A 17,906-nucleotide genomic window follows, 5' to 3' on the forward strand; every position below is an offset into this window, starting at 1 on the left:
CCTCCGCTTAGAGTTTGCTGCCCGGCAGGGAGACCGGATCGCCGGCCTTCACCCCCACCAGGTCCACGGCGATCACGTGCTCGCCCGGCTTGACCCCGGACACCGCCGCCAGCCGGTCCGCCTCGGAACGCAGCAACAGTTCCACCGGCCGCCGCTCCAGCCGGCCCTGGCGCGCCACCAGCACCCAGGGCTGGCCGTCCGGATCGTGAATGGCCGGCAGCGGCAGCACGATCTGGTCGTTGATCTGGCGCAGCACAATGCCGCCCTTGGCGAACTGTCCGGCCTTCAGCTTGTATTCCGGGTTCTTCACGCGGATGTACAGGGTGAAGCTGCGGGTGCCCGCCACCGCCACCGGATTGATGCGCACCACTTCGCCGCGCTGCGGCTCGGCCAGGCCGTCCACACTGAAGCCGGCCTGCATGCCGGGCTGGATCTGCGAGATCAGCCGCGCCGGAACGGTGGCGGCGATTTCCAGCACCGACAAGTCGGCGATGGCGAACAGCACCGCGTTCTTGCCGGCCACTTCGCCCGGATTGATCTTGCGCTCGTAGACCACGCCGTCTATCGGCGCGCGGATCTGGGTGTCCGCCAGCAGCCGGCGCGCGCGCGCCAGCTGGGTGGCCTGGGCCTTGGCTTCGCCCTCCTTCACCCGGTAATCGCTGTCGAATTCGTCATAGGCGATCTGCGAGATGAAGCCCTTGTGCAGCAGCTCGCGCTGTTTTTCCAGTTTGACCTTGGCCAGGCGCAGCCGCGCCTCGGTGTTGGCCACCTGGGCGTTCTGTTCCGTCACCGATTGCGACAGCACTTCGGCGTCCAGCACCGCCAGCACCTGACCGCGCTTGACCGCCTCGCCCTCGCGCACGCGCACTTCCTTGACCCGGGCCTCCACCTCGGCGGCCACGGTGCCGCTGGTCAGCGCGTTGAGCGATCCGGTGAAGGCGATCGTCGCCGCCAGCGCGCGCGGCTTGGCCGCCATCACATCCGCGGTGGACAGCGCCCGCGCCACCGGCGCGGAGGCCGCGGCCTTGCCGGCGGCGCCCTCCTTGGGCGGGTCGGACGGCTTGGCGCCGCAAGCCGCCAGCGTCAACGACAAGAGCGGGACTATGACAAATCGTGTGTTCATCTGTTTTGTTCTTTTCTATGGTTGAGCCGCCTGCGACGCGGGGCTCGGACACGCGCTATCGGCCGCCGCGTCAGGCTCGGCGGCCGCGCATCCAGGACGATGAAACGACGCAAGATTCCCCCTTGCGCCGGCGCGGCCGGACCAGGGCCGCTCGGCATCATCCCACAGGCTTCGCCGCGGGATATGCCATTGTGTGGTCGTATTGTCTTGTTGTTGTGAAACGTGGGCGAACAAGCCTCAGCCAAGCATTTGGGCGGCCTGACTGCGGCCGCCCGTTATCATGCCACAACACTATCCATTAAACATATGTCATTGCACAAACTGCTCGGAGCCCACGATGCCCAATTTAGTCACACCCAAACGCTGAGATTCCGCCAGCACCATCGCCACCGGCTCATACCCCGCGTCCTTGTTCGGCTTGATGTGGAACTCCGGCTGCGGCGCCCGCGCCGCCGCTTCCGTCAGCTTCTTCTCCAAGGCCTCCCGGTTCGCCAAACGCTCCCCGTTCCACAAGATCCCGTTGTCCGCCGCAATGTCGATCTGCACCACCACCGGCTTTTCCAAGGGCTTGGAGGGGCTGCTCACCGGCATGTCCAGCTTCACCGCGTGCGTCTGGATCGGGATGGTGATGATCAACATGATCAGCAGCACCAGCATCACGTCGATCAAGGGCGTGGTGTTCATCTCCACCATCAGCTCGTCGTCGGACGAGCCTACGTTCATTCCCATCTTGCTCTCCCTTCTAGTTGCGCGGCGGCGGTTCGGTAATAAAGGCGATCTTCACGATGCCCGCCTGCTGCACCGCCAGCACGATCCGGCCGATCGGGCTGTACTTCGCCGCCAGATCCCCGCGGATGTGCACTTCCGGCTGCGGCTCCTTCTTCGCCTCCTTCACCAGCCGCGCCAGCAGTTCTTCCTGCGTCTTCACCGGCGTGGTGTTCCAGTAAATGGTGTTGCCGGTGTCCACCCCCAGCACAATGTTCTCCGGCTTGGTCTGCGTCGGGATATTGCTTTCCTTCGGCAAGGCCATCTTCACCGTCTGCGTCACCACCGGCACCGTGATCAGGAAGATGATCAGCAGCACCAGCATCACGTCCACCAGCGGCGTGGTGTTGATCGCGGACATCACCGCGTCTTCGTCGCCCTTGCCGTGGCCTTGGCCGAATCTTGCGTTGCGCCCCTTCATCGTCGTCGCCTCAGCGCGCGTTCAGCAGGCTGGCATGCAGGCGGCCGGCCACCACGCGCACCATGTCCAGCACCAGCTTGTTGCGACGCACCAGCCAGTTGTATCCCAGCACCGCCGGCACCGCCACGCCCAGACCGATCGCGGTCATGATCAGCGCCTCGCCCACCGGGCCCGCCACTTTGTCGATGGACGCCTGGCCGGACATGCCGATCGCGGTCAGCGCGTGGTAAATGCCCCATACCGTGCCGAACAGGCCGACGAAGGGCGCCGTGGAACCCACGGTGGCCACCACCGACAGGCCGTTTTGCATATGGTGGCTGGCGGAGTCCACCGCGTCGGAGATGGCCATCGACACCCAGGTGTTGAGGTCCACACGGCCGGCCAGTTCGCCCTTGTGTTCGGCCGCCGCGTCAATGCCGGCCGCCGCCACCGCGCTGAACATGCCTTCGTCGGCCAGTTCGCTCGCGCGTTTTTGCAGTTCCGCGCCGTGAGACGCCAGCAGTTCCCGGCCTTGCTTGAGCAGGCGGCGCTGTTCCAGCAGTTTGACGATGCCCACGTACCAGGTGGCCGCGGACATGATCAGCAGAATGATCAGGGTGCCGCGCGCGACGATGTCGCCTTGCGCCCACAGGGCGTCGATGCCGTACGGGTTGCTGGTCACGTGCGCGGTTTCGGCGGCCAGGACAGGCAGGCTGGCCAGCAGGGCCAGGGCGGCGAAGGCGGTGCGAGTGGTCTTGGTCATGCTTTGGTTCTCCTAAGAGTTGCTGTGCTCCGGTCGAGGCGCGCTCGCGCTCATTCGCCGGAGTCGAGTTTGAAGCCGAATTCCTGGCTCAACAGGCTGTTGGGTTTGCAGCTATAGCCTTGCAGCGCGGCGCTGATCGCCGACTGGAAGCCGCTGCGGTAACGCGGCGGGATGCCGCCGTCGAACGAGATGTTGGCGATGTGGCTGAAGCGGCCGTTGTCGCCCACCTGGAAGGCCACGCGCACCACGCCCTGGATCTCGTCCTGCTGCGCCTTGCTCGGGTATTCCGGGGCTTGCAGCTGGGTGCAGTTGGCCTTGGCCGACACCGGGCCCTTGGGCGCTTCCACCGCCGGGGCGGGGGTGGGCGCCGGCTGCGGCGCCGGGTCCGAGGTGGTGGACTGGATCGCGTTGGCCGTGGAGGTGACCGGCGGCGGATTGACCACCGGCGGCACATAGGCCTGCGGCTTGGGCGCAGCGGTGGGCTGCACCACTTTTTCTATCTTGGGGGGCGGAGGGGGCGGAGGCGGCGGCGGTTCGCTGATGACCGCCACTTCCACTTTTTGCTGGATCACTTTGACCACGCCCTGGGCCAGGCCCGACACCAGCGCGTAGATCAACAGTGCATGGAAGACGATCACGCCGACCAAGCCCGCGATGCGGCGCTTGGGCGGGGGACCGCCGATTCCTCTGGCTGTGATGCTCGTCATGTTTATACCCACAATTGCGGCGACTAGACCGGCCCCTCCCCGCCTTGTGAGCGGGCGGAGCCGGCGCGGCCGCCATTTGCCACTCCGGCCTTCGCGCGAAAGCCGGTTCCTGCGTCCTCCCTCCAGCCGGGGCGGCGCAAGGCCGTCCCGGCATGGCGGAGTTACATCTTGTAGCTGGCCTTCACGAAGTAGGCTCGGCCCACCGCGTCGGTGAAGCGCGGGTCATAGCCCTGGGGCGTGGTTTCGCCCTGATTGCTCCACGGCGGCAGTTGGTCGAACAGGTTCTTGATGCCGGCGGTCACGGTCAGTTGCTTGTTCCAGGCGTAGGATCCGGACAGGTTCCAGGTGGAGTAAGGCTTGACCATGTGGCTGGGGTCGGAATCGGTGTAACCGGACTTGTAAGCCTGGGCCAAGATGCCGCTCCACGAGCCGCGCATCCAGTTCAGCGCCAGATTGTGCTGCCAGCGGAAGGTGGGGCTGCCGTTGACATAGGCGCCCAGATCGCTGTGGTAGTCTCCGCCCTTCTCGTACTGGAAGCTGTGCTTACTGATGTAAGTGCCGTCCAGATTCACCGTGAAATCGCCAACCGAGGTGCGCGGCAGACGGTAGGAGAAACCCAGGTCGACGCCGGCGGCGCTGGTGTTGCCCAGGTTGTCGGTGAGGTCGGTCACGTACAGCAGATTGTTCTTCGAATCCCGAACGAACAAATTGGCGTATTTGCCCGGGTTGGCGAAGATGGTCTGCTCGTTCAGCGAACCGATGGAGTTCTGGATATTGGTCCACCAGAAGTCCACGCTGGTGGTCAGGTCCTTGACCGGCTCCAGCACCATGCCGAAGGAGATGGACGAGGATTTTTCCGGCTGCAGGCTCTTGTTGCCGCCGGTCAGCAGATTTTGCTGCGTCTTGACGCAAGAGGACGAACCGGCGCCGGGCTGCGCCACGCCGCCCGGGCACAATACCGGGTCGGTGTAGTTCTTGGCGGTCAACTGCTGCTGGGCGGGCTGATTGATGTCGTACAGCGACGGCGCGCGGAAGCCGGTGCTGGCCGAGCTGCGCAGCAGCAGTTGCGGCACCGGCTGGTACTTCAGCGACACCTTGGGATTCACCGAGCTGCCGGAATCGCTGTAGTGGTCGTAACGCACCGCCAGGTTGGCGTCCAGATGCTTGATCACCGGGATGTCCAGCTCGCCGTACAAGGCCTGGGCGCTGCGCTGGCCGCTGCCGTCGTTGGTTTTGGTCAGGCCGGTGCTCAGCGTGTCGGTGGACAGCGCATGGTTGTAGGTATGCTCGATGGTTTCGCGGCGCGCTTCGGCGCCGATGGCCACCGCCAGCATGCCGGCCGGCAGTTGCAGCACTTCCTTGCTGACCTTGAAATCCGCCAGATCGAGTTTGGACTTGGCCTGCTCGATGCGGCCGCTGGACGAGAACGGTTTCCAGGCGGCCGGATCGGAAGTCCCTGGATCGAAGCCGCTGTTCAACGCGTTCTGCAGCTTGCTCTGGCTCAGGTAACCGCCGTCCAGATCGTGAGTGACCTTGCTTTCCGAGTGGCCGAGACCGGCGCGGTAATCCCAACCGGCGATCAAACCCTCCAGATTCATCTGCAAACGCTGGGTGGTGGCGGTGGTGCTGTCCACGCGCGCGCCGGCCGGCACCGAGCGGCCATACACCGGGAACGGGCCGTCCGCCGGGTTCTGACCCGGCGCGGTCGGCGAAGTCACGTCACCGGAGAACGGCGTCGGCGCCACCCAGGTGGTGTTCTTGGTTTCGGTCACCAGATATTGCAAGGACAGCTCGTGGTCGCCGATGCGGGTGGTGCCCTTGAGCACGCCGGTCTGCTGCTCGACCTCGGGCTGGATGGACGGATACAGCGAATACAGCTGCGAACAGGCGCCGCTGCCGTCCGGCGTCGAATACGGCGGCGCGCAATTGGGCGAGCCGGTAATCAGGTCGCCGCTGGGCAACAGGTAGTTGGGGGGAAAGCTGTTGACGCTGCGCTTGGTGCTGCTGGTGATCTGAGACGCGAAATCACGCTGGGTGGCCATGATCTTGTTGGTCTTGTGATACTCGTAAGCGCCGTAGATATTGAAGCCGTCCTTGCCCAGATCGCCGTAGCCGTAGGACAGGTTGACGCTGCGCTCCTGGCCGCCGGAACGCTGCGGGGACAGAAACTCGCCGCCGATGGACAGGCCCTGCATGGTTTTCTTGGTGATGAAGTTGATCACGCCGCCGATGGCGTCGGTGCCGTAGATGGCGGAAGCGCCGTCGCGCACCACTTCGATGCGGTCTATCACCGTCAGCGGAATGGCGTTGAGGTCGACCGAGGTGCCGTCCATTGGCTGGTTCACGATGCGGCGGCCGTCCAGCAGGATCAAGGTGTACTGGTGACCCAGGCCTCGCAGGCTGGCGTAGGAAGCCCCCCCGGTGGAAGCGCCCACCGCGGCGTTGGCTCCCTGGGAGGACTGGTTGGCGGCTAGGCTGTTGACCACTTGCTCAACCGACGTCATGCCCTGTTTGATCAGGTCGTCGGTCTTGATGATGGTCATCGGGATCGCCTGCTCCTGCTTGATGGAGCGCTTGATGTTGGAGCCGGTGATCTCCACTCGGTCCAGGGTGCCGCTTGCGTCGTCCGCATGGGCCAGAGGCATGGCTCCGGCGCCGAGCATGGCGAGCGCCAGCGCGATTCTCTTCTTGCGATAGTTCATGATTCTCCAATCCCTTGTAAGTTCATCCGGCCACTGACCTCGTCGGGTTTATGGCTCTATTCAGAGCATCGTTGTGCTCATTTTTTGATCTGAACCGAAGGCGATCCGAGTGTGCGAATTAATCATGATCAGCGTCAATAAACTTTTCCGCGGCGGCCCCCCGCCATCTTCAGAGCGAGTAGGCACTATGTTTTAAGCAATGATTCTTAAGGACTCAAAACCTTTATTAAACAAGCGTCTAACCGGTATTAGAAATCCAATATACAAAAACCCTCATCGCATACTTAGAGCAGAAACTACAAAAAAAAGGCATGCATCTATCCCGTAAGCATGTTGCTTTTTTGCAATTGCGTTAAAAACAGCGCAGCGTAAATACTTCTTATTCTGTGTTTTTAATACTTGTTACATGTAAAAAGCTGGTGGCTGCCATGCATTATTCAGATGCCACTTTCTAAATCTCCTCCGGCAGGCGGCGCGGCCGCGGATTACGCCACGCCGGCCAGCCGGCCGCCCTCGCCCCGCGCGCCGGCCCGGCATGAAGCGCGCTCATGCAAGACCCGCCGCCGGCGCCGCTCTCTCGGGCAAACGGCCCACGCGGCGCGACCGATCCGCCACAGTTCACCCCTGTCCTGATTGCCATTTTCAAAGTTTGTGATTGACCGGCTAAATGATAACGATTATCATTTCTAAAAATTCACCCAGGAGGGATGTCCAATGAATGCCATGCTTGTGGGAGCCGATACCCTCGGCAATATTCCGGATGTGCTGCGCGATTTCGGCATCAACATCCATCGTCACGTCAGCGGCCGCAACAGCTCGCACCAGCGCAAGGTGGACCGCCTGCCGGCCGGCACCGACCTCTTGATTCTGTTCACCGATTTTCTGGGCCACAACGTGATGCGCCATTTCCGCGAACTGGCCTCGGAAAACCAGATCCGCTTCATCGCCTGCCGCCGCTCGGTCTGTGCGCTCAAGCAATCGCTCACCGGAGCCGGCCTCAACGACAGCCAATGCGCCGCCTGCCCGCACCAGTGCGCGGCGGCCAAGAGCGGCGGCGGCAAGCGCAAGCGCTGATTTTTTCTTACCACCCTTGAAGTTAAAAGCCGGCTTGCGCCGGCTTCTTTTTATCCCGCGCCGCGGGCAAGAAAAAACCGGCCAGAAGGCCGGTTTCCCCTTGCGCTTTCAAATGGCTACTCCCCGCGCCCCGCCTTGCGCGCGGCCTCCCCCAACTGCTTCAGCTGTTGCGAGAAATTGCGGCAATTGCCGCACATGAACAGGTGCACGCGCAGACGTACGTGTTCCCACTGGCTCAAGGGACGATCCTGCGAGGCCGAGATCAAACGGCTGGCCTGACGACAACTCAACTTCATACGCTAGCCTCCCGGCTCCAGCGAATCGAAAAACATTCCCGCAAGCTCATGCGGGCGCGATACAGCAATACGGAACAGTTGGTCGCACTGATCTCCAGATTCTTACAGATCTCCGCGATCTCCATGCCCATCACCTCGCGCATCACGAACACCATCGCGGTGCGGCGCGGCATCACTTCCGAACACTGCTCGAACACCTCCCAGAACTGGCGCGAGATCAAGGACTGCTCCGGCCCGCTCCAGGCCTTGACCGGCTCGCGCCAGTGGCCGTCCCGGCTGAACAGACCGTCGAAATCACCGTCGTCGGCCTCGTTCTCCAGCGATTCGAACAGCTTCTCCTTGCCCTTGCGGCGCAAGGCGTCGATCAGCTTGAAGCGCAGGATGGAGGTCAGCCAGGTGCGCAGCGTGGATTTGCCGCTAAAGGAGGCGCGGGACTCCAGCGCCGCCAGCAGCGTTTCCTGCACCGCCTCGTCGGCGGCGTCCTTCTCGCGCAATTGCGCCAGCGCGTAGCGGAACAGATAAGGGCGTTCCGCTTCTATGTCTCGGTCTTCTATCATTCGCTATCCGCTTTCTTAGAGTCTGTTTACGATCTCGCGAGCTAAAGCGAGACGCAGCAGATCGTAAACAGGCTCTTGCCGCTCACTCGCGGCAGAATTCCACCGCCTGATCCAGGCGCTCCACCGCGATCACCCGCAGCCCTTCTATCGGCTGGCGCGGGCTGTTGGCCTGCGGCACGATGGCGCGGGTGAAGCCCAGCTTGGCCGCTTCCTTCAAGCGCTCCTGGCCGCGCGCCACCGGGCGCACCTCGCCGGCCAGGCCCACTTCGCCGAACACCACCAGCTTTTCCGGCAAGGGCTTGTTGCGCAAGGAGGACACCATGGCCAGGATGATGGCCAAATCGGCCGCCGGTTCGTTGATCTTGACCCCGCCCACCGCGTTGAGGAACACGTCCTGATCGAAGCAGGCGACGCCGCCGTGGCGGTGCAGCACCGCCAGCAACATGGCCAGGCGGTTCTGCTCCAGGCCCACGGTCAGGCGCTTGGGCTGGAAGCCGTGGCAGTCGTCCACCAAGGCCTGGATTTCCACCAGCAAGGGCCGGCTGCCCTCCTGGGTGACCAGCACGCAGGAGCCGGACACATCGTCGCGGTAAGAGGACAGGAAGATGGCCGAGGGATTGGACACGCCCTTGAGGCCGCGGTCCGTCATCACGAACACGCCCAGCTCGTTGACCGCGCCGAAACGGTTCTTGATCGCGCGTATCATCCGGTAATTGGAGTGGGAATCGCCCTCGAAATACAGCACGGTGTCCACCATGTGCTCCAGCACGCGCGGGCCGGCCAGCGAACCTTCCTTGGTGACGTGTCCCACCAGCAGGATGGTGATGCCGGTCTGCTTGGCCATGCGCGTCAGCTGCGCCGCGCATTCTCGCACCTGGGACACCGAGCCGGGCGCCGAGGTCACTTGGTCGGTGTACAGGGTCTGGATGGAGTCGATCACCGCCACTTCCGGCTGCTCGCGCTTCAACGTTTCCAGGATGGCTTCCAGCCGGATTTCCGCCAGCAGGTTGACGCGCTCGGTGGCCACCGCCAAACGGGTGGCGCGCAGCGCGATCTGCTGCGGCGATTCCTCGCCGGACACATAGAGCACTTTGCGGCGCGCGCCGATTTCGGACAGCGCTTGCAGCAATAGCGTGGATTTGCCGATGCCGGGATCGCCGCCGATCAGGATCACCGCGCCGCGCACCACGCCGCCGCCCAGCACCCGGTCCAGCTCGTCGATGCCGGACGGATCGCGCGGCACTTCCTCGGTTTGCACATCGGACAGCTTTTGCACCTGGGTGGCGCTGTCGCTCCAGGACTGGAAACGGGCGTTGGCCGCCGGCGCGGCCTGCACCGCCTCGGTCAGCGTGTTCCAGGCGTTGCAATGCGGGCATTGGCCCTGCCATTTGGGCGTTTGACCGCCGCACTCGGCGCAACTGAATACGGTTTTGATTTTTGCCATCAGGACAACGGAAAGAAGTGGGCGGGCTCAGCCGTGCGAACCAGGCGCAGGGCTGTTCTTATTGAGTTCATTGATGATGTTGAGCAGGCGTTTCTGCTCCGGCTCCGCGCCGGAGGCGGCCTTGGATTTTTCCCCGCCTTCGCCGGCCGGCTTGTTGCGGATGGCCGCCAGCACCGCCTCCACTTGAGGATCGGTGCGCGCGGCGCGTTCGGCTTCTTCGTTGCTCAGCGGCCTGGGGCCGGAGGGAGAGGTGTTGGCGCTGGATTTTTCCGCCGGCGCGGACGCGGCGCCGTGGCCGCTGGCGGTGGGCGCCGGCATGCCGGCGGAGGCGGACGCTTCCCGTGGCGGCTCCATGGTGTCCAGCTTGTTCTTGGCCATGTACTCGTTCATCTCGCGCCAGCCGGCGTAAATCGCCGCCTTGTCGGCTTCGGGATTGCGCAGATAGCACTCTTCCAGCGAACGGCCGGTCTGACGGCAGGCCGCGCCTATCGCCTTATTGGCGTCCTTGGTCAAGCCGGTGACGTTGCCCACCCAGTTGCAGCCGGTCAACGCCAGCAACAGCGGCAACCATAGCCATCGCCCTATGCTCATGCCTCCCCCTTCCCCTCAAGCGCGCCGGGCGCGCAAATCCAGTTCCACGATCTCGCCGCTGCGGCCCTGGCTGGCGGGCCCCAGCCAGTACAGCAAATGCGGCATCAGTTCGGACAGATTGCCGCGTTCGGACTTGTCCTCGCCCGGGTGGGTGCGGTTGCGCTGCGGCGAATTCACCGGCCCCGGGATCAGCTGGTTGACGCGCAACTGCGGGTAAACGTCCCATTCATTGGCCGCCACCTGGGTCAGGTAGTTGAGGCCGGCCTTGGACGCGCCGAAACCGCCCCAGTACGGCGCCGGGTGCAAGCCGTGGGTTTCGCCGACGAACAGCACCGCCGCGTCCGGCGAATCCTTCAACAGCGGCAGACAGGCCCGGGTCAGCGCGAACGGCGCCACGGTATTGATCCGGTACTGGTCCATCCATTCTTCCACCGTCTGATTGGACAGCGGCGACAGCGCGTAAAAATGCGAGGCGCAGTGCAGAATGCCGTCCAGGCGGCCCAGCTCGCGCTTGATCATCATCGCCAGATTGTTGAAATCGCCCTCCGCCGCCTTCAGCAGGTCCAGCGGCACCGCCGCCGGCTCCGGCCCTCCGGCGGCCGCTATTTCATCGTAGACCTTCTCCAGGCCTTTGACGCTGCGCGCCAGCAACACCACGGTGGCGCCATGACGCGCCAACGTCAGCGCGGCCTCGCGGCCTATGCCCTGGGAGGCGCCGGTAATCAGCACCACGCGGTCCTTGAATGCGTTAGAGGCGATATCTGTCGTCATTTTTTTTCGCTATCTTGTAATCAGGGCCATCGGCGGCGCGCCCCTGCGGCCGCCGGATGGCTCACAGTCTTCCAATCACCGCGCGGGCGGCTGCGACGCCGCTTCGGACGGCCCCCTCCAAAGTGGCAGGATAATCAGCATGCGTCCAATCTCCCGCCAAATAAAGCGATTGTACCGGGCTTGGCTGCGCCGGTCGCCTCATATCGACCAAACTGGCAAAAGTGGCCCGCCGCTCCGCCAGCACCCGGAAATCAAGCCGCCGGCCGGCGCGCGGATCAAGCCGGCGCACGTCGGCCTCCACCAAAGCAGCCAGTTCCTCTTGCGCAAGCGCGTCCAGATGCTGCGGCGCGCTCATCACCGCGGCCACCCAGCCGGTCTCGCCCATCAGCGCGCCGCGGTCGAACAGCCAGTCGCCGACGCCGCCGCTGCAGGCGCACATCGGCGCCGGCAAACGGACCGCGCCTTCAAACTGCAGGTAGACGGTGTAGATGGGCCAATAACGATAAGCATCGGTCAGCTGGCGCAGCGCTGGATCCGCCGTCAGTTCCGCCGCGTGATACGGCGCCACCGCCAGCACGGCGGCGTCGAAGCGCTCGCCGTCCACGCTCACCCCCGTTGAATCCGCCGCCACGCCGCGCACGCGCCGGCCGGCGCGCAGATCCGCGCCACGCGCCGCCAGCCAGCGCCAGGCCGGCTCCGGGAACAGGGCGGACAAGTCCACTTTGGGCAGCAAGAGATCGCTGGCGGCGCGCTCCGCGCCCAGGCTGTCGCGCAGCACCGCGGCCAGCACCCGCATCGACGCCTGCTCCGGCGGCGTGTTGAGGCCGGACAACACCAGCGGCCGCCAGAATTCGCGGATCAGCGTTTCGGACTGCCCTTGCTCCAGCAGCCATTGCGTCACCGCGCAATCCGGCTCCACCCGCCAGCCCTGCCCTTTCAAACGCTGCAAGGCCAGCGCCAGCCGCGCCTTGTCGCGCCAGCTTATGCCGCGCGCCGTCAGCAGGCCGGCCGCCAGATGCAAGGGCGCCGGCAGCCGCGGGCAGCTCAGGCTGATGCCGCCCTGGCGCCGCCAGTTCATCGGCAGGCGCAGCAAGGCCCGGCTCTCGTCCACGCCCACCGCGGCCATCAGCCGCAGGCATTCGCGATACGCGCCGATCAGGATGTGCTGGCCGTTGTCCAGCCGGCTGCCGGGCACGCCGATGCGGCGCGCGCGGCCGCCCGGCTCGCGGCCGGCCTCGAACACGGTCAGCTCCGCCCGCCCGGCCAGCTCCACCGCGGCGGCGAGGCCGGCCCAGCCGGCGCCGATCACGGCGACGCGCGGCCTGCTCATGCGCAGCTCACGGCCGGTAGCCGAAAGTCCAGGTTTTCCATGCCAGCCACAGCTTGCGGATGGGCGTCAGCGACAGCCGCTGATTGAGCACCTTGGCCGGGCCGTCCAGCTTGATCTCCTCCAGCGTGGCGCGGTAGATCGCGGCCATCAGCAGGCCGGGGCGCTGAGACTTGCGGTCCGCCGCCGGCAGCATTTCCCAGGCCTGACGGTAGTATTGCTGCGCGCGCTCGATCTGGAATTCCATCAAGTCCTTGAAGGCCGGGCTTTCCTCGTAGTGCAGAATGTCCATCGCCGGGCAATTGAAGCGCTGCAACTCCTCCATCGGCAGATAGATGCGGTCGCGGCGCGCGTCCTCGCCCACGTCCCGGATGATGTTGGTCAGCTGGAAGGCGATGCCCAGCTCGTGCGCGTACTCCAGCGTCTTCTCGTCGCCGTAGCCGAAGATGCGCGCCGCCAGTTGCCCCACCACGCCGGCCACGCGGTGGCAGTACAGCAGCAGGTCCTGGAAACGCTGGTAGCGCACCATGCTCAGGTCCATGGCCATGCCGTCTATGATTTCTTCCAGCTCGCTCTGCGGCAGGCCGAAAGCCCGCGCGTGCGGCTGCAGCGCCTGCATCACCGGGTGCTCCGGCGCGCCCTGGTAGAGCTTGGCGATTTCGCCGCGCCACCAGGCCAGCTTGGCGCTGGCCACGCCGGGGTCGTGGCATTCGTCCACCACGTCGTCCACCTCGCGGCAGAAGGCGTACAGCGCGGTAATCGCGCGGCGGCGCGACTCCGGCAAGAAGCGGAAGCTGTAATAGAAGCTGGAGCCGCTGGCGGCGGCCTTGTCTTCGCAATACTGATCAGGCGTCACGCGCCACTCCTGTCCAAGCGGCGGCCGCGGCGGGCCGCCGTCCTTCAATCATATTCATCGTCGTCGCGCCGCGGCGCTCACTTGGCGCGCGCCGCGCGCCACAGCATGTAAATCCAGTCGCGCCATCCCAGCACCGGACGGCGGCGGAACACGTCGCCGCCGGAGTCGTGCAGCTTTTTCAGTATCCGTTCGCCGCCCAGGATGATCAGCCTCAGTTCCAGCCCCATCCGGCCCTTCAACACTTTGCCCAGCGGCGCGCCGGCCTGCAACATCTTGCGCGCGCGCTCGATCTGGGCGCGCATCATAGGCTGCCACAGGCCGCCGGCGTCGCGCGCGGCGATCTGCGCCTCGCTCACCCGGAAACGCTGCAAATCCTCCTGCGGCAAGTAGACCCGGCCCTTGCGCCAGTCCAGCTCGACATCCTGCAGGAAATTGATCAGCTGCAAGGCGGTGCAGATGCCGTCCGACATCGCCAGCGAGCGCCTATCGTTCTCGCCGTACAGCGCCAGCATCAGCCGGCCCACCGGATTGGCGGAACGGCGGCAGTAATCCGCCAGTTCCGCATAATCGCGGTAGCGGGTTTTCCCCACGTCCTGGCGGAAGGCCGCCAGCAGATCGTGAAACGGCTGCAAGTCCAGGCTGTGCTCGGCGATCGCCGCCGCCAGATTGCGCATCATGGCCGTGTCCGGCGTCTGGCCGGCGCCGATGCGCTCCAGCTCCGCGCCCAGGCGGTCCAGTTCGGCCAGCCTCAGCTCGGGGGCGTCGTCGCCCTCGTCCGCCACGTCGTCGGCGTAACGCGCGAAATGGTAGATGGCGTGCACGGCGCGGCGCATCCTGCGCGGCAGCAGGATGGAGCCCACCGGGAAATTCTCGTAATGCCCAACCGACATCGGCTTGCTTCCTGTTGTATGGCTGGCGAATGGGCGATTATAACCGAGCGCTCCGGACCCTCCTATGCCGGCGGCCGCGCCGCCGCCGGAAAATTATCCAAAAAAAGTGGCGGAGGCTATTTACACGCTCCTGCCGCTGCCATATACTGCGCAGCACTGTGAAACGCAGCCGGTGCGGGGGTATAGCTCAGTTGGGAGAGCGCTTGCATGGCATGCAAGAGGTCAGCGGTTCGATCCCGCTTACCTCCACCAAAAACTGCTTCACAGCGAGACGCCGCCCAGCGCGGCGCGCAGCAAAAGCCGATTCCGAGGAATCGGCTTTTTGCATTGTCCCCGCCCTTTTCCCGCTTGCCTTTTTTTGTTGCGGCGCAAATAACTAAAGCAAGTCCATCCCCTCCCGTCGCGGAGCTTCCGTATGCCGCGTGCCCGCCTGATCTTCCTGCTGCTGTCCCTGTGCGCCTTCGGCGCCGCGGCCGAGCCGCGCCCGGCCAGCCTGCGGCTGTGCACCGAAGACATGGACGCGCCGCCGTGGCGCAGCCAGAACGGCCCCAGCCTGAGCTTGCAGATGCTGAAGTCCGCCGCCCAAAGAAGCAATATCAAGCTGGAAATCCGGGAGATGGCCTGGGTGCGCTGCCTGAACGAGGTGCAGAACAATCAGTTGGACGGCGTCTTCGAGATCAGCTTCAAGCCGGAACGGCTGCGCATCGGCGTCTATCCGATGAAAGGCGACGCCGCCGACCCGGCGATGCGCATGCATCTGGACAGCTACAGCCTGTACCGGCTCAAAGGCTCGCCATTGGAATGGGACGGGCAAAGCCTCAGCCACCTGGAAGGCGCCGTCGGCGCGCAGACCGGCTTCTCCGTCATCGCCCAGCTTCAGGCGCTGGGCGCGCAGGTGGACGACAGTTCGCGCAATCCGGAGCAGAACCTGAACAAGCTCTTGGCGCGCCGCATCGGCGCCCTGGCCTTGCCCACGCTGACCGGCGACAGCCTGCTGGCGGGCAATCCGGCCTATAGGGACAGGATAGAAAAAGTGGGGCCGGACCTGGTCGCCAAGCCTTACTACCTGATTTTTTCCCACCGCTTCGCGGACGGCCACCCCAAGCTGACCCGCCAATTCTGGGAAGCCATCGCCCAGACGCGGGACACCCCCGAGTACCGCAAGGCCCTGCAAGACGCGCTGCGCCAGCTCAACCGCTGACGCCGCCGTGTTGCGCCCCCGCTATCCCAAATCGGCAAAACGCCGTCCGTCCGCTTGCCCCCAAACGCGAATCTTGCGAGCGTAAGCTCTGGTTCACCACTCGCCCGTCGGGGGAAAACATGAGCGTTCGTCTGCCCGCCCACACCGTCGCGCCCGTCCGCGGCGGCGCCTTGATCGCCCTGATCGCCTTCGCCGCCGTCGCGCCGCTGGTGCTGATGACCGCGCCGGCGCTGGCCGGCCAATTGGCCAGCCAGTTCGGCCTGGGGCCGGAACGCATCGGCCGCCTGTTCGCGGTGGAGCTGGGCGCGATGAGCCTGGCGACGCTGCCGGCCTATTTCTGGCTGCCGCGCGTGGACTGGCGGCGCGCCGCCGCCTGCGCCGCCTGGCTGTTCATCGCCGCCAATCTCGCCTCCTGTTTCGCCGCCACTTACGCCGAGCTGCTGCCGCTGCGGCTGCTCAGCGCGCTGGCCGGCGGCTCGCTGATGATTTTATGCCTGTCCACCGCCGCGGCCAGCCCCAATCCCGAACGCGCCTACGGCCTGTGGGTGTGCGGCCAGCTGGCGCTGGGCGCCCTGGGCCTGCTGCTGTTTCCGGCCTGGTTCGCCCGTCACGGCGTCGCCGCCTGTTATCTGAGCCTGGCGGCGCTGATGGCCCTCTGCCTGCCGCTGGCCCGCTGTTTTCCGTCCGCGGCGGCCCGGCCCGCCGCGCCGTCCGGCGCGGGAGCGACGCCCTGGCGCCCGGCGCTGATCGGGGCGGCCGCCACCTTGTGCTTCTACGTCAGCCTGAGCGGCACCTGGACTTTCATCGGCAGCATCGCCGCCCAGGCGGGACTGAGCCCGGAGCAAAGCGGAGACTGGCTGGCCCTCGCCACGCTGATGGGCATCGCCGGTTCGGTCTGCGCCGCGGCGATCGGCGGTCGCGGCGCGCGCCGCCGTCTGCTGATCGCCGGCTACGGGCTGATGCTGCTGGCGCTGGCCCTGCTGCTGGGCGCGCCGCGCGCCGGCCGCTTCGCCGTGGCGGCCCTCGTCTTCAAATACGCGTGGACCTTCATCCTGCCCTTCATTCTGGCCACGCTGGCCGCGCTGGATCACAGCGGCCGGCTGATGAACACCGTCAATCTGGCGATAGGCGGCGGCCTGGCGCTGGGACCGGCGCTGGCCGGCGAATTGATGGCCGCCCGCGGCCAAAACCCTCAAACCCTGCTGCTCGTCGCCATGGGACTCGCCGCCTTGTCGCTGGCCCTGTTGCTGACGCTGCGGCCCGCAAGCGTCAGGAGTCCGCAATGACCGCCCGCACCGCGTTTTTCTTCGACGAACTCTGCCTGTGGCACAGCGCCGGCCCCCACGCTCAGATCCTGCCGGTGGGCGGCTGGGTGCAACCGCCTTCCGGCGGCGGCCACGCCGAATCCCCGGACAGCAAGCGCAGGCTGAAAAGCCTGATGGACGTGTCCGGCCTCGGCGCCCGGCTGCAAACGCGCGGCGCGCCGCCCCTGGACGAGGACGCGCTGCTGCGCGTGCACACGCCCGCCTATCTGCAGCGCTTCAAGGCGCTCAGCGACGCCGGCGGCGGCGAGCTGGGACCGCAGGCGCCGATAGGCCCCGGCAGCTATGAAATCGCCAAACTGTCCGCCGGCCTGGCCTGGGCCGCGGTGAACGCCGTGCTCGCCGGCGAGGCGGACAAGGCCTACGCGCTGTCGCGCCCGCCCGGCCATCATTGCTCGGCGGACGGCGCGATGGGCTTCTGTTTTCTGGCCAACGCCGCCCTCGCCGCGGAGCTGGCCATCGCCCGCCACGGCCTGAGCCGCGTCGCCATCGTCGATTGGGACGTGCACCACGGCAACGGCACCCAGTCCATTTTTTACCGGCGCGGCGATGTGCTGACCCTCTCCCTGCATCAGGACGGCTGTTATCCGCCCGGCTACGGCGGGGCCGAGGACCGCGGCGAGGGCGAGGGCCTGGACGCCAATCTGAACATCCCCTTGCTGCCCGGCGGCGGCCACCAGGCCTATCTGGACGCGATGCGGCTGCTGGTGCTGCCGGCGCTGCGGCGCTTCCGGCCCGAGTTGATCATCGTCGCCTGCGGCTACGACGCCAACGCCGTCGATCCCCTGGCCAGAATGCAGGCGCACAGCGACACCTTCCGCGAGATGACGCGGCAGCTGGCCGACTATGCCGACGCCGAGGCGGGCGGACGGCTGGTCCTGCTGCACGAGGGCGGCTATTCCGAGGCCTACGTGCCCTTTTGCGGCCTGGCCGCGCTGGAGGCGCTGTCCGGCGTCCGCACCGAGGTGCGGGACCCGCTGCTGGAACTGATCATCGCGCAGCAGCCCGGCGCGCCGCTGCGCGAGCTGCAAACGCGCCTGCTGGAAGCGCAGGCCGAGCGGCTCGGGTTTTGAGCGCCCGCCCCAAAACGAGCCGAGTCCGCCATTTAGCCATCGAT

18 protein-coding genes and 1 tRNA gene are annotated in these 17,906 nt (G+C 65.8%); 5 read left to right on the forward strand and 14 right to left on the reverse strand.

Annotation, left to right across the window (positions count from 1 at the left end; translation table 11 throughout):
- Positions 1-7: 7 nt before the first annotated feature.
- From AB1Z25_RS13135 to AB1Z25_RS13160, 6 genes are all read right to left on the reverse strand, one after another.
- A complete protein-coding gene (locus tag AB1Z25_RS13135; RefSeq protein ID WP_107799542.1) occupies positions 8-1,123 on the reverse strand; it encodes an efflux RND transporter periplasmic adaptor subunit in 1,116 nt (371 codons plus the stop codon).
- A 309-nt stretch (positions 1,124-1,432) separates the two neighbouring features.
- Positions 1,433-1,852: an ExbD/TolR family protein gene (locus AB1Z25_RS13140; protein WP_227107752.1), complete on the reverse strand. Its 420-nt coding sequence runs from the start codon at positions 1,850-1,852 to the stop codon at positions 1,433-1,435.
- Positions 1,853-1,865: 13 nt separating this feature from the next.
- Entirely contained in the window at positions 1,866-2,309 is a 444-nt protein-coding gene (locus AB1Z25_RS13145; RefSeq protein WP_227103650.1) for an ExbD/TolR family protein, read from the reverse strand.
- A gap of 10 nt (positions 2,310-2,319) precedes the next feature.
- Positions 2,320-3,051, reverse strand: coding sequence for a MotA/TolQ/ExbB proton channel family protein (locus AB1Z25_RS13150; RefSeq protein ID WP_107799544.1), 732 nt, complete (start codon positions 3,049-3,051; stop codon positions 2,320-2,322).
- A 50-nt stretch (positions 3,052-3,101) separates the two neighbouring features.
- Complete coding sequence (locus tag AB1Z25_RS13155) at positions 3,102-3,758, reverse strand: energy transducer TonB (RefSeq protein ID WP_227103654.1); 657 nt, start codon at positions 3,756-3,758, stop codon at positions 3,102-3,104.
- Between the two features lie 161 nt (positions 3,759-3,919).
- Positions 3,920-6,460 (reverse strand): TonB-dependent receptor, encoded by a 2,541-nt coding sequence (locus AB1Z25_RS13160; RefSeq protein WP_227107750.1) that lies wholly within the window; start codon positions 6,458-6,460, stop codon positions 3,920-3,922.
- 714 nt (positions 6,461-7,174) lie between these two features.
- Here AB1Z25_RS13160 and AB1Z25_RS13165 point away from each other — a divergent pair.
- Positions 7,175-7,534, forward strand: coding sequence for a DUF2325 domain-containing protein (locus AB1Z25_RS13165; RefSeq protein WP_019104007.1), 360 nt, complete (start codon positions 7,175-7,177; stop codon positions 7,532-7,534).
- A 116-nt stretch (positions 7,535-7,650) separates the two neighbouring features.
- Here the strand turns inward: AB1Z25_RS13165 and AB1Z25_RS13170 are convergent, their stop codons facing one another.
- The 8 genes from AB1Z25_RS13170 to hpnC form a co-directional block, all read right to left on the reverse strand.
- Positions 7,651-7,830: a zf-HC2 domain-containing protein gene (locus AB1Z25_RS13170; protein WP_107798721.1), complete on the reverse strand. Its 180-nt coding sequence runs from the start codon at positions 7,828-7,830 to the stop codon at positions 7,651-7,653.
- Positions 7,827-8,387 (reverse strand): sigma-70 family RNA polymerase sigma factor, encoded by a 561-nt coding sequence (locus AB1Z25_RS13175; protein WP_107798720.1) that lies wholly within the window; start codon positions 8,385-8,387, stop codon positions 7,827-7,829. Before AB1Z25_RS13175 ends, AB1Z25_RS13170 begins: the two co-directional genes overlap by 4 nt.
- Before the next feature lie 82 nt (positions 8,388-8,469).
- Complete coding sequence (gene radA / locus AB1Z25_RS13180; RefSeq protein WP_227107748.1) at positions 8,470-9,831, reverse strand: DNA repair protein RadA; 1,362 nt, start codon at positions 9,829-9,831, stop codon at positions 8,470-8,472.
- A 27-nt stretch (positions 9,832-9,858) separates the two neighbouring features.
- Entirely contained in the window at positions 9,859-10,422 is a 564-nt protein-coding gene (locus tag AB1Z25_RS13185; RefSeq protein WP_107798718.1) for a hypothetical protein, read from the reverse strand.
- Positions 10,423-10,437: 15 nt separating this feature from the next.
- Entirely contained in the window at positions 10,438-11,193 is a 756-nt protein-coding gene (locus tag AB1Z25_RS13190) for an SDR family oxidoreductase (RefSeq protein WP_227107746.1), read from the reverse strand.
- 61 nt (positions 11,194-11,254) lie between these two features.
- On the reverse strand, positions 11,255-12,523 hold the full coding sequence (gene hpnE, locus AB1Z25_RS13195; RefSeq protein WP_253315227.1) for a hydroxysqualene dehydroxylase HpnE: 1,269 nt from the start codon (positions 12,521-12,523) through the stop codon (positions 11,255-11,257).
- Positions 12,524-12,530: 7 nt separating this feature from the next.
- Positions 12,531-13,376, reverse strand: a complete 846-nt coding sequence (gene hpnD, locus AB1Z25_RS13200; protein WP_107801710.1) for a presqualene diphosphate synthase HpnD — start codon at positions 13,374-13,376, stop codon at positions 12,531-12,533.
- Positions 13,377-13,453: 77 nt separating this feature from the next.
- Complete coding sequence (gene hpnC, locus AB1Z25_RS13205) at positions 13,454-14,266, reverse strand: squalene synthase HpnC (protein ID WP_253315226.1); 813 nt, start codon at positions 14,264-14,266, stop codon at positions 13,454-13,456.
- A 176-nt stretch (positions 14,267-14,442) separates the two neighbouring features.
- On the opposite strand from hpnC, the gene AB1Z25_RS13210 reads away from it, so the two are divergent.
- The 4 genes from AB1Z25_RS13210 (at position 14,443) to AB1Z25_RS13225 (ending at position 17,862) form a co-directional block, all read left to right on the forward strand.
- Positions 14,443-14,518 (forward strand) — tRNA-Ala (locus tag AB1Z25_RS13210).
- A gap of 163 nt (positions 14,519-14,681) precedes the next feature.
- Positions 14,682-15,467 carry a substrate-binding periplasmic protein gene (locus tag AB1Z25_RS13215; RefSeq protein WP_107798714.1) on the forward strand — a complete coding sequence of 262 codons (786 nt, stop codon included), beginning with the start codon at positions 14,682-14,684 and terminating at the stop codon, positions 15,465-15,467.
- A 119-nt stretch (positions 15,468-15,586) separates the two neighbouring features.
- Positions 15,587-16,753, forward strand: a complete 1,167-nt coding sequence (locus AB1Z25_RS13220; protein WP_486635429.1) for an MFS transporter — start codon at positions 15,587-15,589, stop codon at positions 16,751-16,753.
- On the forward strand, positions 16,750-17,862 hold the full coding sequence (locus AB1Z25_RS13225; RefSeq protein WP_235087863.1) for a class II histone deacetylase: 1,113 nt from the start codon (positions 16,750-16,752) through the stop codon (positions 17,860-17,862). The genes AB1Z25_RS13220 and AB1Z25_RS13225 overlap by 4 nt, the downstream gene beginning before the upstream one ends.
- Positions 17,863-17,906 lie beyond the last annotated feature (44 nt).

It is taken from the genome of Chromobacterium sp. HL1 (assembly GCF_057418835.1).

What these genes read in the sequence shown, in the direction of transcription:
- AB1Z25_RS13135 (WP_107799542.1), bottom strand. Translation starts at nt 1,123, where the DNA reads ATGAACACACGATTTGTCATAGTCCCGCTCTTGTCGTTGACGCTGGCG.
- AB1Z25_RS13140 (WP_227107752.1), bottom strand. Translation starts at nt 1,852, where the DNA reads ATGGGAATGAACGTAGGCTCGTCCGACGACGAGCTGATGGTGGAGATG.
- AB1Z25_RS13145 (WP_227103650.1), bottom strand. Translation starts at nt 2,309, where the DNA reads ATGAAGGGGCGCAACGCAAGATTCGGCCAAGGCCACGGCAAGGGCGAC.
- AB1Z25_RS13150 (WP_107799544.1), bottom strand. Translation starts at nt 3,051, where the DNA reads ATGACCAAGACCACTCGCACCGCCTTCGCCGCCCTGGCCCTGCTGGCC.
- AB1Z25_RS13155 (WP_227103654.1), bottom strand. Translation starts at nt 3,758, where the DNA reads ATGACGAGCATCACAGCCAGAGGAATCGGCGGTCCCCCGCCCAAGCGC.
- AB1Z25_RS13160 (WP_227107750.1), bottom strand. Translation starts at nt 6,460, where the DNA reads ATGAACTATCGCAAGAAGAGAATCGCGCTGGCGCTCGCCATGCTCGGC.
- AB1Z25_RS13165 (WP_019104007.1), top strand. Translation starts at nt 7,175, where the DNA reads ATGAATGCCATGCTTGTGGGAGCCGATACCCTCGGCAATATTCCGGAT.
- AB1Z25_RS13170 (WP_107798721.1), bottom strand. Translation starts at nt 7,830, where the DNA reads ATGAAGTTGAGTTGTCGTCAGGCCAGCCGTTTGATCTCGGCCTCGCAG.
- AB1Z25_RS13175 (WP_107798720.1), bottom strand. Translation starts at nt 8,387, where the DNA reads ATGATAGAAGACCGAGACATAGAAGCGGAACGCCCTTATCTGTTCCGC.
- radA (WP_227107748.1), bottom strand. Translation starts at nt 9,831, where the DNA reads ATGGCAAAAATCAAAACCGTATTCAGTTGCGCCGAGTGCGGCGGTCAA.
- AB1Z25_RS13185 (WP_107798718.1), bottom strand. Translation starts at nt 10,422, where the DNA reads ATGAGCATAGGGCGATGGCTATGGTTGCCGCTGTTGCTGGCGTTGACC.
- AB1Z25_RS13190 (WP_227107746.1), bottom strand. Translation starts at nt 11,193, where the DNA reads ATGACGACAGATATCGCCTCTAACGCATTCAAGGACCGCGTGGTGCTG.
- hpnE (WP_253315227.1), bottom strand. Translation starts at nt 12,523, where the DNA reads ATGAGCAGGCCGCGCGTCGCCGTGATCGGCGCCGGCTGGGCCGGCCTC.
- hpnC (WP_253315226.1), bottom strand. Translation starts at nt 14,266, where the DNA reads ATGTCGGTTGGGCATTACGAGAATTTCCCGGTGGGCTCCATCCTGCTG.
- AB1Z25_RS13215 (WP_107798714.1), top strand. Translation starts at nt 14,682, where the DNA reads ATGCCGCGTGCCCGCCTGATCTTCCTGCTGCTGTCCCTGTGCGCCTTC.
- AB1Z25_RS13220 (WP_486635429.1), top strand. Translation starts at nt 15,587, where the DNA reads ATGAGCGTTCGTCTGCCCGCCCACACCGTCGCGCCCGTCCGCGGCGGC.
- AB1Z25_RS13225 (WP_235087863.1), top strand. Translation starts at nt 16,750, where the DNA reads ATGACCGCCCGCACCGCGTTTTTCTTCGACGAACTCTGCCTGTGGCAC.